Source organism: Enterobacter sp. RCC_40, from assembly GCF_041360735.1.
GTDB lineage: Bacteria > Pseudomonadota > Gammaproteobacteria > Enterobacterales > Enterobacteriaceae > Enterobacter > Enterobacter ludwigii.
This window is the reverse complement of sequence record NZ_JBFUPR010000001.1, coordinates 119,478-135,310: the sequence shown is the minus strand read 5'-3', so window position 1 is coordinate 135,310 and position 15,833 is coordinate 119,478. Positions and strand designations below refer to the sequence as shown.

Here is a 15,833-nt window from a genome sequence, read left to right as displayed (position 1 = left end):
AAATTATTGTAATTGTGAAATTTAATGATGGATTGTTTGTGAGGGATTACCTATGCGGCTGGCAAAAGGCGGCTTTTCTGGCTAGTATGTTGCGTTTTGTGATCGCGCGCACGGAAGCCTGCCCTAACCTGCGAAGTGTTATGTCATTACCCGATTCTTCTTTACCCCATGAAGGCCATGTCGCCTCGGTGTTACGCTCTCCCCGGCTGCTGATGCGTGAAACGCTGGCAGGCGTGATTACTGCCCTGGCGCTTATTCCTGAAGTGATTTCGTTTTCTGTCGTCGCAGGGGTTGATCCTAAAGTCAGCCTGATTGCTTCCGTGGTGCTGTGTCTTGCCCTGTCCGTGCTCGGCGGCCGCCCGGCAATGGTCACGGCGGCAGCGGGTTCCGTGGCGCTGGTGATTGGCCCGATGGTGCATCAGCATGGCGTGCAGTACATTTTGCCGGCCGTTCTGCTGGCCGGGGCGATCCAGATCCTCTTCGGCGTGCTCGGCATGGCGCGACTGATGCGCTTTATTCCGCAGTCGGTGATGACCGGGTTTGTTAACGCGCTCGGTATTTTGATCTTCTTCGCCCAGGTTCCCCATTTCTGGAGCCGAAGCCCGCTGATTGTGGGCCTGTTCGTGCTGACGCTGCTGATCGTCCTCTGGGTGCCCCGCTATATCAAAAGTATCCCCGCGCCGCTTATTGCCATTGTGGTGTTAACCCTGTTTACCGTGACCACCGGGCAAATCCTGCCGACCGTGGGTGACGAAGGCACCATGAGCGGTGGCCTGCCCGGGCTGACGCAGCTGCTTGTCCCGCTGAACACCGATACGCTGAGCATTATCTGGCCATGCGCATTAAGCATTGCGTTTGTGGGTCTGCTGGAGTCGCTGCTGACGGCAAAACTGGTGGATGAGCTGACGGCGAGCCCGTCCGGCAAGCGCCGCGAAAGCATTGGTCTGGGCATCGGTAACATTCTGGCCGGCTGGTATGGCGGTATCGCAGGCTGCGCCATGATTGGTCAAACCATCGTCAACGTGGAGATGGGCAAAGGCCGCAGCCGCATTTCCACTGTTGCGGCCGGTCTGGTGCTTCTGGTGCTGGTGACGGCGCTGAGTGAAGTGATGGCCCGCATCCCGATGGCCGTGCTGGCCGGGATTATGGCGATTGTCGCCGTCAAAACCTTCAGCTGGCATAGCCTGCAGCCCGCGACGGTGAAAAATGCCCCCATTGCGGAAACGGTCGTGATGCTGGTGACCGTTGCAGCCACGGTTTCAACCGGCAACCTGGCCATTGGCGTGCTGGGCGGGATTATCGTGATGGCACTCCTTCCCGCCCGAATTAAGCGTCGGGTTAAAGAAGAAAAAGCGTTGCCAGCCCAAGAAAAATAAAGAAGCCGCCCGTATCGGTGATGGCAGTGATCATGACGCTCGACCCCACTGCGGGGTCGCGCCCGAGCTTTGTCATCGTCAACGGGATGATGACGCCCATCATCGACGCAACCAGCAGGTTCAGCACCATCGCCAGCATCATCACGCCGCCTAATGCCATATCGTCGTACAACCACCAGGTAATGCCGCCCATAATTCCGCCCCACACCAGGCCATTAATCAGCGCCACGCCCATCTCTCTGAAGATCAGGAAGGCAAAGTTACCCGGCTGAATGTTCTCCAGCGCCAGCGCGCGAACAATCATGGTGATGGTCTGGTTGCCGGTGTTGCCGCCTATCCCGGCCACAATCGGCATCAGCGAGGCTAACGCGACCAGCTGCGAAATGGTGTGTTCGAAGCCATCAATCACGCGGGAGGCGATAAACGCGGTACAGAGGTTAATGGCAAGCCAGGCCCAGCGGGTTTTGACCGCCTTGCCCACGGAGGCATGGACGTCATCTTCGGCGCTGATCCCCCCAAGCGCACGCAGATCGTTATCGGTCTCTTCGTAGACCACGTCAACGATCTCATCGATTGTCAGACGTCCCATCAGCTTGCCGACCGAGTCCACGACCGCCGCACTCACGAGGTCGTCACGTTCGAAGGTACGCGCGGCTTTTTCCGCGTCATCCTCCGGCGAGAAGACCATCGGCTCGTTTTCCATGACCTCGCTCACCCGCCGCTGAGTGCTGTTGAGCAGGATCGTTTTCAGCTCCAGCTCACCAAGCAAGGTTTTATCCCGCGAGGTCACGAACAGTTTATCGGTGTTGTCGGGCATACTGCCCAGGCGGCGTAAATAGCGCTGCACCGTGCCGAGCGTGACGTCCGGGCGCACCGTGATGACGCCAAACTCCATAATTGCGCCAACGCTGTGTTTATCGTAGTGCATCACCTGGCGCACGCGCGCCCGCTCATCGGCAGGCAGCGAGGCCAGCAGTCGGCCGGTCAGGTTACGCGGCAGGTGTTGAACAAGGTAAATCTGCTCGTCGATATCCAGCGTTTGCAGGGCATCAAGAATATCCCGGTCGCTCATCTCATCGATAAGATCATCCCAGACGTTTTCCGACGCCTCCAGCAGCACCTGCCCGCGCTCGTGATCCTGCACCAGACGCCACAGGGCGTGACGCTCTTCCGAGGGAAGTGCTTCGAGGGTATCCGCCAGGTCGGGCGGAGGCAAATGGGCAACCAGTGCACCTACCTCAGCAATATCGTCGGCTAAAGTGCCGACATCATATTGCTCAGCCAGGGTCAGTTTGCCCAGTAACGCAGACGTGACCGCTTTATCGGTCGTGAGAAGCCATATGAGACGCGCACGTTCCTGGTCACGCTGCCGGGCGCTGTTTTTCTTTAATACCGACATCAATCATAAATCCATGAAATGAGATGGCATTAAGCATAGCGCGGGGATATGTAAATAAGAATAAACAACGGGACGGGATGCATAAAAAAGCGGCACATCGGCCGCGATTTTATCCCCTCTCCCGGTTGGAGAGGGGAAGACGAGACATCAGGCCGTGCGCGCTACCGCATCACGAGACGCCGCATCGCGCTCCTCGCCGGTCAACTCGCTGAGCTTACCGTCGCGCATCTCCAGCAGACGGTCGGCATGAATGAAGTAGTGATCGTCATGGCTGATGGCGAAAATAGTTTTGCCCATCGCCTTCATCAGCGGCAGTAACACCTGATAAAACTCGCGGCGGAAATGCGGGTCCTGGTCTGCCGCCCACTCATCAAGCAGGATGATGTCGCGCTCTTCAGCCAGTGCCAACAGCAATGCCACGCGCTTTTTCTGCCCCTTCGAGAGTTTCAGGTTCAGGATTTTACCGTCCTGAAGCTCAAGCTTATGGGACATCTGCAGTTGCCCAAGCCATTTCTCCACCAGCGCAGGGTTAGCCTGCTGCCCTTCCGGCCCCAGCAGCTGATCAAAGAGCCAGACATCGGTGAAGACCGCCGAGAAGAGCTTGCGATAATCCTCTGGTTTCTCCGCGCTCAGCGCTTTACCATCCAGCAAAATCTCGCCCGATTGCGGCTGATATAAACCGGTGAGCAGCATCGCCAGCGTGGATTTCCCGCTACCGTTACCGCCAATCAGGAACAGCAGCTCGCCGCGATGAATCGTCAGGTTTACCGGTCCGACGGAAAAAGCGTTGTCCTGATAGCGGAACATGACGTTACGCAGCTCCAGCGTTTGCCAGTTCGGGAAGGCCTGCGGGCGTGGGAATTCGGCTTTAAACGGTGCGAGATCGAATTTATTGAGCTTGTTAAACGCCACCTGAGCGCTCAGCAACGTTGGCAATGCGCCCACGGCGGAGAGGAGCGGTGTACGCAAAAACAGCAGCGTCAGTGAATAGGTCGCCGCGACGTTGGTATCCGCCCATCCCAGACTGTTCGCCATCCAGAAAACCAGACCAATGGCGCCCAACATCATAATGTTCGACCAGTTCACCGCGCTCAGGTGGAAGGTATCGGCGCGAATGATGTGATGCCGGTATTCGCGGGCATCGGGAATATAGAGATGGTTAAAGATATGCTCGGCACGCTCGCGATTCAGGGTCAGCTCTTTACGCCCTTCCAGCACGGTCTGGTAATCGTTATAGAGCTTATCCTCGGTTTCACGCAGCACCGCCATGTGTTTATAGACGCGCGACACCAGCAGAAAACCGCCCCAGATGGTGATAACAATCCACAGCGCAGTGACAGCCAGCATTTTTGTGGAGAGCCAGGCGAGATACGCCGCCGAACCAAAGGTCAAAATAATGCCCTGCACCAGCTCCGGCAGACGAACGAAGGCAATGGTAATGGCGCGCACGTCGCTGGTCAGCCCTGCCAGCAGGGAGGCACTTCCAAGCTGCTCAACGCGTTCTACCTGCGTGTCCAGAATACGCTTGATAAATTCACTGCGCAGACGGAAAACGAAATGGTGTCCCAGCGCCGTCAGCGCCAGCTGCGAGCCGAGCGTCACCGCCATCAACAGCAGTAGCAGGCCAAGAAACTCCGGCAGGACGGCGAGTGAGGTATCGACCATTTCAATCAAGCGCACGTTAATAAACGCGATCAGGCCGATACCTAACGCGGCGCTGGCGAGGCTTAACGCCATGACGGCAATGAAGGGCCAGCGATACTGACGCCAGACGAGGAGAAGTAGTTGCATGCAGGCAATCCGGGCAATAAAAATCAGCCAGCAGTTTAAACTGCCGGACGGTTACATCAAGAATAATTCTTATTTTTATTGGCCACGGGATGCCTGCCGGAACGTCAGGTTAAGGCGGAACTCGCCGGTCTGAGGATGTACTCCCGGTTTGAGGGGCTGAATGCCGTGATAAAAAAGCCGCGATTCCCTGCCCCAAACCACCACATCACCGTGCTCCAGCATGAGCCGTTTCAGCGGATCGTTACGGCGTAATCCGCCAAACTGGAAGACCGCGGGCAGACCTAAGGATACCGAGACGATCGGCGCGCGCAGATCGGGTTCATCCTTGTCCTGATGCAGGGAGAGCTTTGCCCCCACGGCGTAGCGGTTAATCAGACAGGCATCCGGGCGAAAGTCGGCATAGCCCGCTTCAACGGCGGCGTCATGGCAGAGCGCCCGAAAAACGTCAGGCATCGGCGGCCATGGCTGGCCGGTTACAGGATCGCCCGGGGCATATACATAGCCCTGCGCGTTTGTCGCCCAGCCCAGTTCTCCGCAGTTCGTCATCGCCACCGACATGGTGTACCCCCCGGGCGTCACCATGTGTCGAAACGGCGAGACCGCCGCCACCTCATCGATGCCGGCAAGCAGCGCCGCCGCGCGGGAAAGCGCAAAGCGGCGCAGGATCACCGCGCCGGGCGCAAGGGGCTCCTGCCAGGGTTCCGCATCTGCAAAAAGATCGAGCATTATCCCTCCGGGTTCTTTGCCTCACGTTTCAGTAACAACGCCTTTCGTTCTGTCCCCCAGCGGTAGCCCGAAAGCGCACCGTCGTGACGAACAACACGGTGGCAGGGGATGATAACGGCCAGTTTATTTGCGGCACAGGCTCCCGCCACCGCACGGACAGCGCCTGGGCTACCGATCGTCTGCGCCACCTGGCGATAACTTGCCGTTTCACCGCGGGGAATGTCACGAAGCGCCTGCCACACACGCTGCTGGAAAGCGGTGCCCCGAATATCCAGCGGAAGTGCCAGCGGCACGGTATGGTCATCGATAGCGCTAATCACCCGCTCAATACGCCGGGCGAATTCTCCTTCCAGCGTTTCTCGCTCTGCTTTGGGAAACAGCGTCAAAAGCTCCTCGGTTAATGTCGCATCGTCGTCACCCAGCAGAATCGCGCAGATCCCGCGCTCGCTTTCACCCACCAGGCAACGGCCTAACGAACACTCACCAATCGCATAACGCACCGCCACATCCCCTTTGCGGTACTGCTTCGCCGTCATGCCCAGCGCAGCGTTGGCTTGACGATAATAGCTGCTGCTGTCAGGAAACCCGGCGGCCAGCACGGCATCGGTAATTTTGTCCCCCTGCGCAAGCGCGGTACGCAGGCGTTGTACCCGCGCCGCCTGTTGCCAGGCTTTAGGCGTCATACCGGTAACGGACTTAAACAAGCGGTGGAAGTGGAAAGGACTCATGGCGACCTGCTGCGCCAGCATTTCCAGCGTTAACGCGGGATCGCGCTCCAGCAGACGGCAGGCATGTTCAACTTTTGCCAGCGTCTGTTCCTGCGGATCGCGTTTGTCCGGCTGACAGCGTTTACACGGGCGAAACCCTGCCTGAAGGGCATGATCTACATCGGGGTAGAAGCGGACATTTTTACGTAACGCGTGGCGGGCACGGCAGGACGGACGACAGACGATCCCCGTCGTTTGCACGGCAAAGACAAACTGATCGTCAGCACGCGGATCGCGAGCCAGCACGGCCAGCCAGCGATCGTCATCGGTAGTAAAGGTCGGGTTTTTCATCATCAGCTCCTCTTACAAGCATACATACAGCGTGCCCGAGTGCCACTGATTAAAAACCCGCAACCTTGCTTTTTAATTCTTATCACTTACCAGGAAGCTGTCGAACTGCGGCGAACTCCAGGTTTTGAAGCCATCAGCCTCTTTGGTGATCATATAGACAGCCAGTCCTTCCTGGCGGACCACTTCTTTGGCTTTCTCCGGACCGAGGACCATTAACCCGGTATCCCAGGCATCGGCTTCCAGCGCGGTGGGGGCAATGACCGTCACCGAAACCAGATTATGTGCGATAGGGCGACCGGTCTGCGGATCGATGACATGCGAAATCCGCTTCCCGTCGAGCTCATAATAGTTACGGTAGCTTCCGGAGGTGCTGATACCGTGACCGTTGATATCCACAATCGCCTGTACGGCGTTTTGCTGGTCGGTCGGTTTTTGAATCGCCACCCGCCACGGATTACCGCTGGCATTCATGCCGCGGCTGACTAACGCACCGCCCACGGACACCAGGTAACGTGAAATACCTTCCTGGGCCATCAGCGCGGCCAGATGATCTGCCGCATACCCTTCCCCTACCGTCGACAGATCAACAAACAGATCGGGAATATCTTTTTGCAGGTACTGTTGTCCGTACTGGTTGATCACCGTCAGGTGCTGTAACCCTGTCCGGGCGCGGGCGTCATCTATCGCCGCCTGGTCAGGCGTGGTGACAGGCTGCTTGTTCGGGCCAAACCCCCACAGGTTAACCAGCGGCCCCACGGTCACGTCCATCGCGCCGTTGGTCTTGTAGCCCACGCGCATTGATTCGGTCACGATATCGGCCATTGCTTCGCTCACCGGCCACAGGGAAGTGCTGGTAGAGAGGTTAAAGCGCATCAGCGCAGAGTCATTTTTGTAGGTCGAAAGAAGCTGATCGTCGGCGTCCAGCTGCGACTGAATTTTGCTGCGAAGTTCGTCAGCGCGTGTCTTATCGAGATTCATCACGCTGACACGCCAGAATGTGCCCATCGTTTTGCCTTCCAGCACCGTCGCCGCGGGAGCATCCGTTTTGGCCACAGGCGTGGAAGAGTCACATGCTGTCAGGAAAAAAAGTATAGCCAGGAAGCTGGCGCGTAAAAAAGTCATGTCCATTCATTATTATCCTCATGCCAGGGCGGCAAGAGTACACCAAAAGGGTGAATTGTAAGAACCGAAAAGGCACGAAAAAGGGGCCATAAGGCCCCCTTTGTCACACGATGAAGCGATTAGAACTGGTAAACCAGACCCAGCGCTACGATATCATCAGTACCGATACCCGCCTGACGGGTGAATTCATTTTCATCAACCAGGTTGATTTTGTAATCAACGTAGGTGGACATGTTTTTGTTGAAGTAGTAAGTCGCGCCAACATCAACATATTTCAGCAGATCCTGATCGCCGTAACCTTCGATGTCTTTACCTTTGGACTGCAGGTAAGCCACGGATGGACGCAGACCGAAGTCGAACTGGTACTGAGCAACCACTTCGAAGTTCTGTGCTTTGTTAGCAAAGCCGTAAATGTCGCTGCTGCTCTGAGAGTTACCGAAACGGGTTGCGTTATAGGTCTGAGAGTACTGCGCCGCCAGGTAGATGTTGTTGGCGTCGTATTTCAGGCCACCAGAGTAAACTTCAGCACGATCGCCTTCGCCTTTCAGCGCCAGGTTAGCGGTGTCGTTCTGGTCAGCAGTACGTTTAGAAGAAGACATCGCACCACCGATGCTGAAGCCTTCGCCCAGGTTGTAGGTCACGGACGCGCCGTAACCGTCACCGTTCTGTTTCAGGGTGCTACGACCGGAATCGTTTTCACCGCTTACGCTGCCGTTTTTACCCTGATACTGCAGAGCAAAGTTCAGACCATCAACCAGACCAAAGAAGTCCTGGTTACGGTAGGTTGCTACGCCGTTAGCACGGGATTGCAGGAAGTTGTCTGCACCGTAGGTGTCGCCGCCAAATTCTGGCAGAACGTCAGTCCAGGACGTTACGTCGTAGATCACACCGTAGTTACGACCATAATCGAAAGAACCCGCGTCAGCGAATTTCAGACCCGCGAACGCTACACGCGTCCAGGACTGGTTGTCGCTTTCAGAGGTGTTGCCCTGAATCTGGTATTCCCACTGGCCGTAACCGGTCAGCTGATCGTTAACCTGGGTTTCGCCTTTGAAGCCAAGACGCATGTAAGTCTGGTCGCCATCATTGCTCTTGTCGTCAGAGAAATAGTGCAGACCATCAACTTTGCCGTACAGATCTAATTTGTTGCCATCTTTGTTATAAATTTCAGCCGCATTTGCTGCGCCTGCCACCAGCAGAGCTGGTACCAGGAGGGACAGTACTTTAACTTTCATTTTATTAACCCTCTGTTATATGCCTTATAATTGCCACTGCTTACTGATTAACCCTCATTAACCAGTCGGCAATTTCATTCTCCGCAAAATTACAGAATAATCCAACGGGAATATGATACGAAAACTTTGAAAATGTTTCATTTCACGATAAACATGTTTCAAAATGTAAATATCAAGGAACTTTTACAAAGCACAGAGAGCTTAAGAATTTAGCACTTATCATCAAGCGAGAAGAAAAAACATTTAAATTCAGTAAACTACATTAAAAATATTTACAGCACTGAATGACAAAACAAGATCGGCCGTTATCTCTAAAATAACTCTCGCTATCATCATTAACTTTATTTATTACCGTCATTCAGATTTGAATGTCTGTTTATCCCTAATTCTACCGAATGCCTGGCATTCGGTTTTTTTTTACCTTTCTTTACGTAGCATGCGTTTTTTTGTGCTACCGCACTGAAATTGTAACGACTATTAACTAAATTCGTTTCCTCTCTCCTCGAGAACCGCGTCATTACTGCAAATCTCAATTTCTTGTTAATTCGTGCTATTTACCGGTATGTATCGTTTTTTATTTGTACACGCTCACTCGCTTTGTACATGTTTCATGCAATGGCGTTCTCCGATATTGTCAGTCGAAAAAGTGGCGGGTTCAAAGAGCGTGACGCTGGAAATTCAGGTATTACCCTTTATACTGCCCTATCGCCATAGAGCACGACCATTACGGGTTAAAGATATCAATGAGTCAGACTGAAACTACCGCTCCGAGCAAATTCTCCCTCTTACCCGGGAGCATCACCCGTTTCTTTCTTCTTTTGATCGTTGTGCTGCTAGTCACAATGGGGGTTATGGTTCAGAGCGCGGTTAACGCCTGGCTGAAGGACAAGAGCTATCAGGTTGTTGATATCACCCACGCCGTCCACAAGCGCATCGATACCTGGCGCTATGCAACCTGGCAGATTTACGACAACATCGCGGCCGCGCCGGCAACCTCCTCCGGAGACGGGCTTCAGGAGACTCGCCTGAAGCAGGACGTCTATTATCTGGAAAAACCACAGCGTAAAACCGAAGCGCTGATCTTCGGCTCTCATGACAGCGCAACGCTTGAGATGACCCAGCGCATCTCAACCTATCTTGATACCCTTTGGGGTGCCGAGACGGTGCCGTGGTCGATGTACTATCTGAACGGTCAGGACAACAGCATGATCCTGATCTCAACCCTGCCGCTAAAAGACCTCTCTTCCGGTTTCAAAGAGACGACCGTGGGCAGCATTGTCGATTCCCGCCGGGCAGAAATGCTGCAGCAGGCGAACGCCCTTGATGAACGTGAGAGCTTCTCATCTCTGCGCCGCCTCGCCTGGCAGAATGGCCATTACTTTACGCTGCGTACCACCTTTAACCAGCCAGGCCATCTGGCGACGGTGGTGGCCTTCGATTTGCCCATCAATGACTTGATTCCACCGGATATGCCGCTCGACAGCTTCCGTCTGGAGCCGGACAGCAGCACTCAGAATATGCGTGCCGCATCGGACAAAGAGGCCGCAGAGAGCGTATCGATCTCCTTTAACGGATCGAAAATCGAAATTGCCTCTTCGCTGAACTCAACCGGTATGCGTCTGGTGTGGCAAGTGCCGTTCGGCACCCTGCTGCTTGATACGCTGCAAAATATCCTCCTGCCCCTGCTGCTGAATATCGGCCTGCTGGCGCTGGCGCTGTTTGGCTACAGCACGTTCCGCTTCCAGTCAGGGCGTCAAAGCGATGCCGCCCCGGTCCCGGCAGGAACCAGTAACGAACTGCGCGTGTTGCGCGCGCTGAATGAAGAGATTATTTCCGTGCTGCCGCTTGGGGTGCTGGTTCACGATCAGGAAGCCAACCGTACGGTGATGAGCAATAAAATTGCTGACCACCTGCTGCCTCATCTCAATCTGCAGAACATCACCGCCATGGCGGATCAACATCAGGGCGTGATTCAGGCCACCATTAATAACGAGCTGTATGAGATCCGACAGTTCCGCAGCCAGATCGCCTCCCGCACGCAGATCTTCATCATCCGCGATCAGGATCGTGAAGTGCTGGTGAATAAAAAGCTCAAGCAGGCACAACGTCTGTATGAGAAAAACCAGCAGGGGCGCGCTGCCTTTATGCAAAATATTGGTGATGCCTTCAAGAAGCCGTTAAAAATGCTGGCTACCCAGGCGGCGGCGCTGAATACATCTGAAAGCCATCAGCTTGCCTGCCAGGCCGACTCGCTGGTGCGCATGGTAGATGAGATCCAGCTGGCGAATATGCTCGAAAATGATTTCTGGAAAGGAACGCCGACTCTCTTCTCTATCCAGAATCTGATCGATGAAGTGGTGCCTGAGGTCCTGCCCGTGATCAAGCGCAAAGGGCTGCAGCTGCTGATCAATAACCATTTACCGGCGAATGATGAACGCCACGGCGATCGCGAAGCGCTGCGTCGCATTCTGCTGATGATTATTCAGTACGCCGTCACCACCACCCAGATCGGCAAGATCACCCTGGAAGTCAGTACCGACGAGTCGGCTGAAGATCGCCTGACGTTCCGTATCCTGGATACCGGGGAAGGCGTAACGACAAGCGAAATCGATAATCTGCATTTCCCGTTCCTGAATGACACCCAGAGCGATCATTACGGCAAGGCCAATGCCCTGACCTTCTGGCTGTGCGATCAGCTGGCACGTAAGCTCGGCGGCCATCTGAATATCAAGGCCCGCGAATCACTTGGCACGCGTTACTCACTGCACGTTAAAATGGCGGCTAATCCACAGGAAGAAGACGAAGAACGCCTGCTGGATGATGTGGTCGTGATGGTGGATGTGACCTCGAATGAGATCCGCAATATTGTGGTTCGTCAGTTAGAAAACTGGGGCGCGGCCTGCATAACACCGGATGAAAGACTCTCAAGTCAAGAATTTGATCTGTTTTTAACTGATAATCCGTCTAATCTTACTGCCTCCGGCTTGCTTTTAAGCGATGATGAGCCAGGCGTGCGAAAAATCGGCCCAGGCCAGCTGCGCGTCAACTTTAATATAAGCAATGCGATGCAGGAAGCTGTACTACAACTAATAGAAGAGCAACTGGCGCAGGAAGAGATAGCGGAATCACCGTTAGGCGGCAATGAAAATGCCGAGCTTCACGCCAGCGGATACTATTCACTCTTTGTTGATACAGTACCAGATGATGTTAAGCGGTTGTATACTGAGTCCGTTGCGAATGATTTTGCAGCGCTGGCACAGACAGCACACCGGCTTAAAGGGGTGTTTGCCATGCTTAATCTGGTTCCCGGCAAGCAGTTATGTGAAACGCTGGAACATCTAATTCGTGAGAAAGATGCCTCTGGCATTGAAAAATACATCAGCGACATTGACGCCTACGTCAAAAGCTTGCTGTAGCAAGGTAGCCTTATACATGAACAATATGAACGTAATTATTGCCGATGACCATCCGATTGTACTGTTCGGTATTCGCAAATCACTTGAACAGATCGAGTGGGTGAATGTAGTCGGTGAATTTGAAGACTCTACAGCACTGATCAATAACCTCCCAAAGCTTGATGCGCATGTGCTCATCACCGATCTCTCCATGCCTGGGGACAAATACGGTGATGGGATCACACTCATCAAATATATCAAACGTCACTTCCCGGACATTTCGATCATTGTTCTGACCATGAACAACAACCCGGCCATTCTGAGCGCCGTGCTGGATCTGGATATCGAAGGGATTGTGCTGAAACAGGGTGCGCCGACCGATCTGCCAAAAGCGCTCGCTGCGCTGCAGAAAGGCAAGAAGTTCACGCCTGAAAGCGTCTCTCGTCTGCTGGAAAAAATCAGCGCCGGTGGCTATGGCGACAAACGCCTGTCTCCGAAAGAGAGCGAAGTTCTGCGCCTGTTCGCCGAAGGTTTCCTGGTCACCGAGATTGCCAAGAAGCTGAACCGCAGTATTAAAACCATCAGTAGCCAGAAGAAATCAGCAATGATGAAACTGGGTGTGGATAACGATATTGCACTGCTGAACTATCTCTCCTCCGTTACGCTGAGCGCGTCGGATAAGGATTGATGTTGACCGGGTGTGCGGCCTGATGGCCTCACCTCCCCCTCCCGGCGTGTGAGGGAAACAACAAAAAAGGCCCTGACGGGCCTTTTTTTATACTCTCGCTTTTCTGACCCGTTCCGCATACACGGAAATCGTCTGTTTCAGGACGTCCAGCGTCACCGGTTTCGACAGACAACTGTCCATCCCTGACTCCAGACAGCGCTGTTTCTCTTCCGCCAGCGCATTCGCCGTCACGCCCACGACCGGCAACGTCAGGCCAAGCTGGCGTATACGCTGCGTCAGGCGGTAGCCATCCATATTCGGCATGTTGACGTCGCTAAGAACGATATCAATGTGGTTTTTACTCAGCACGTTCAGCGCATCCACGCCGTCATTGGCGGTTTTGCACTGATAGCCAAGCGAACCCAGCTGGTCTGCCAGCAGGCGACGGTTAATCGGATGGTCATCCACCACCAGAATCATCATATCGTCATTCAGCGATGCCAGCGCATCCGGTGACGGCAACTCCGTCGCCCCATCGCTATCTTCCAGCTGCACGCTGTAAATACGTGCCAGCAGGCTCATGAGCTCATGCGGCGTCGCCACGCTGTGCACCCATTCACCCGGAGCTCGTTCGACCGGAATACCGATATGGCGACGGCAGAAGTGAACCACCCCTCTGCCCTGCCAGGGTTGCTCCAGCACCTCGTCGGTGATCAGCACATCGTCGACATCCGGCGTTTGCCCTTCATAGCGGGACACGCGCACGCCGCTGTGGGTAAGAAGCGCCGTCAGGTAATCATTCAGTGAGGCATTGTGTACTGCCAGCCAGCAGCGCTTATCGCTCAGCCCGTCCACCACCGCTTTTGCCGGGTACTGGGCAGAATAGAGCGGAATGCGGATAGTAAACTGGCTGCCCATGCCTGGCTCGGTATCAACGGAGATATCGCCGTCCATCATGCTCACGAGCTTCTCACAGATCGCCAGACCCAGCCCGGTCCCCTGGAAGTTACGCTGTACGCCGGTACCGACCTGGAAGAACGGGTCAAACAGACGCACCACTTCCTTCGCCGGGATACCCACGCCGGTATCACGCACACGAATACTCAGGTAGTCCCCTGCCCGACACACGTGCAACACAATGCAGCCGATATCGGTAAATTTAATGGCGTTACTGAGCAGGTTAGAAATGACCTGCTGCAGACGCATCGGATCGCCATGCAGCGTCAGCGGCACGTCCGGCTCAATAAAGCAGTAGAGGCCCAGCTGTTTACGCACCACCAGCGGCAGATAGTTGGCGCTAATGTGGTTCATCACCTCGCGCGGAGAGAACTCCCGCGGCTCAATTTTCAGCTGCTCCGACTCAATTTTGGAGAAATCGAGAATATCGCTGATGATTTTCAGCAGCAGGCTGGAGGAGTTATTCATCGCCGTCACCAGGCGATCGACCCCTTTCGGCAGCTCTTTGGTCTGGAGAAGATCAAGGTTACCGATAATCCCGTACAGCGGGGTACGCAACTCGTGGCTGACGGTGGCAAGGAACATGGATTTCGACTGGCTGGCCTGCTCGGCGGCCTGCGCCATCTCCTGCAGGGACTCTTCCATCTTCACACGCGCCGAGACGTCAACCAGGACGCAAATTGCCACGTTCTCATTACGATAGCGGGAGTGCACAAAGCTGATTTGCAGGTTCGTGTGCGTGCTGGTCAGCACGTCAACGAAGTTCACCTGCTGGCCACAGATAATCTGCGTCAGCCTCTGTCGGTCCTCATGCGTCAGCATGTTCAGGTAGTTATGCGCCAGCTCGTTACTGAGGATATTGGTCCCGTCCTGCGTGCGCAGGATGCAGATCCCCACCGGCGCCGAGGCGACAATCTTGCGGTTAAACTGCTCGTGCTCTTCCAGCCGCTGGGCGTCGCTTTCGGCGGGTATAAAGATTTTGCGCTCATACATTCGCGCGAGGGTAAACAGCGCCCCCCCGGCCAGCAGGTTCAGCAAAATCGCGTTCATGATAAGAATGCGGATCCGCTCAAGCACCATATCCACGGGCAGCGAATAGACAATACTCAGCGACGAAGGCGGCAAGCTCTTTTTAAGCACCAGCTCACGGAAGCCTGAGGTATAGCCAAACCACGACCGCTCTTGCATCCAGTGCGGGTCGACGTTCAGTCGATTATCCGGACCGGCAAGTGAGATCAGGGTATGTCCGTTTTCATCCAGAATGGTCACGCCCATCGGCAGACTGCCCGGCGTGAAGAAGTTTTCCATGCGAATGGTCTGTTCAATCCCCAGCAGCGCCTGCAGACGATTGCCCAGATAGACCGGCGTCAGGGCGTAGAAATAGCCCACGCCCATGCGTGGCCCCTGGCTTATCCAGAAGATGTTATTCCCGCGCTCGTCCTGCGGCGCATTGCGATATTTCACAATCCGTTCGTGCAGGCTTTTCAGCGCATCATCGCGCTCGACGGGCACATCGCGCAGGCCAAAGTCGGCCATGCAGAGATTTTCACTGCCAATCAGGAAGACGCGGTTCAGATCATAGGCGGCGGAAAAGTTGTCACGCCAGTAGCGCATAAACCAGGAGAGCGACTCCAGTGAACCGCGCCAGGTGCTGCCCATCGCAGAGCAATCGGAATCCGGAAACAGCGGCTCGAAATTCGGTACTTCGGTTTTGTCATTACGCCCACGGATGGCAAGAATACCGTTTTCCGCGGTCAGGCGATTCTCGGCAATGTACTTCAGCTCCTTCATCACGTCGGACGTTCGCTGAATATAGCGCTGGGCCTGATCGGAGCTTAAGTTAAACTCCTGGCGGATCTCCGCTTCTTTCTGGTGAAGGGCGTTAACGATGTAAAACACCGACAATAATGCCACCAGCAACCAAAGCAAGAGCGCCAGCGCCCGAAACAGATAGCGAGAGACTTTCAGCGTGGTACGAAAGGAGACGAGGTATTTCAAAGGGGCGAGGCTCCGCCGTCGGGGTCAAAAAGAATGTGGTTAAGGTAGCGGTAAACGCGCCTTGTCGCAACGTTCACTTATCTGCTTGTGCAAAAGAAAAGGGCCGGAA

General features: G+C 54.8%; 10 protein-coding genes. 3 read left to right on the top strand and 7 right to left on the bottom strand.

What is annotated here, in order from left to right:
- The first annotated feature begins 86 nt into the window (after positions 1-86).
- A complete protein-coding gene (locus AB6731_RS00600) occupies positions 87-1,376 on the top strand; it encodes a SulP family inorganic anion transporter (protein WP_050737122.1) in 1,290 nt (429 codons plus the stop codon).
- On the opposite strand, the gene mgtE is transcribed toward AB6731_RS00600, so the two are convergent.
- The 6 genes from mgtE to AB6731_RS00570 form a co-directional block, all read right to left on the bottom strand.
- Positions 1,339-2,775: a magnesium transporter gene (gene mgtE, locus AB6731_RS00595; protein ID WP_020883169.1), complete on the bottom strand. Its 1,437-nt coding sequence runs from the start codon at positions 2,773-2,775 to the stop codon at positions 1,339-1,341. The genes AB6731_RS00600 and mgtE overlap by 38 nt on opposite strands.
- 147 nt (positions 2,776-2,922) lie before the next feature.
- Positions 2,923-4,566: a multidrug ABC transporter permease/ATP-binding protein gene (locus tag AB6731_RS00590; RefSeq protein WP_047742945.1), complete on the bottom strand. Its 1,644-nt coding sequence runs from the start codon at positions 4,564-4,566 to the stop codon at positions 2,923-2,925.
- Between the two features lie 75 nt (positions 4,567-4,641).
- Positions 4,642-5,292: a DNA oxidative demethylase AlkB gene (gene alkB, locus AB6731_RS00585; RefSeq protein WP_020883168.1), complete on the bottom strand. Its 651-nt coding sequence runs from the start codon at positions 5,290-5,292 to the stop codon at positions 4,642-4,644.
- Positions 5,292-6,350, bottom strand: a complete 1,059-nt coding sequence (gene ada / locus AB6731_RS00580) for a bifunctional DNA-binding transcriptional regulator/O6-methylguanine-DNA methyltransferase Ada (protein WP_020883167.1) — start codon at positions 6,348-6,350, stop codon at positions 5,292-5,294. Before ada ends, alkB begins: the two co-directional genes overlap by 1 nt.
- Before the next feature lie 72 nt (positions 6,351-6,422).
- The gene (gene apbE, locus AB6731_RS00575; RefSeq protein WP_014170957.1) at positions 6,423-7,478 is read right to left on the bottom strand and encodes an FAD:protein FMN transferase ApbE; all 1,056 of its coding nucleotides are present in this window, start codon (positions 7,476-7,478) and stop codon (positions 6,423-6,425) included.
- A gap of 113 nt (positions 7,479-7,591) precedes the next feature.
- Positions 7,592-8,707 carry a porin OmpC gene (locus tag AB6731_RS00570; protein ID WP_020883165.1) on the bottom strand — a complete coding sequence of 372 codons (1,116 nt, stop codon included), beginning with the start codon at positions 8,705-8,707 and terminating at the stop codon, positions 7,592-7,594.
- A gap of 743 nt (positions 8,708-9,450) precedes the next feature.
- Here AB6731_RS00570 and rcsD point away from each other — a divergent pair.
- Complete coding sequence (rcsD, locus tag AB6731_RS00565) at positions 9,451-12,123, top strand: phosphotransferase RcsD (protein WP_371005746.1); 2,673 nt, start codon at positions 9,451-9,453, stop codon at positions 12,121-12,123.
- 16 nt (positions 12,124-12,139) lie between these two features.
- Positions 12,140-12,790 carry a response regulator transcription factor RcsB gene (rcsB, locus tag AB6731_RS00560; RefSeq protein ID WP_006176468.1) on the top strand — a complete coding sequence of 217 codons (651 nt, stop codon included), beginning with the start codon at positions 12,140-12,142 and terminating at the stop codon, positions 12,788-12,790.
- Between the two features lie 87 nt (positions 12,791-12,877).
- On the opposite strand, the gene rcsC is transcribed toward rcsB, so the two are convergent.
- Positions 12,878-15,724 (bottom strand): two-component system sensor histidine kinase RcsC, encoded by a 2,847-nt coding sequence (rcsC, locus tag AB6731_RS00555; RefSeq protein WP_014170962.1) that lies wholly within the window; start codon positions 15,722-15,724, stop codon positions 12,878-12,880.
- Positions 15,725-15,833 lie beyond the last annotated feature (109 nt).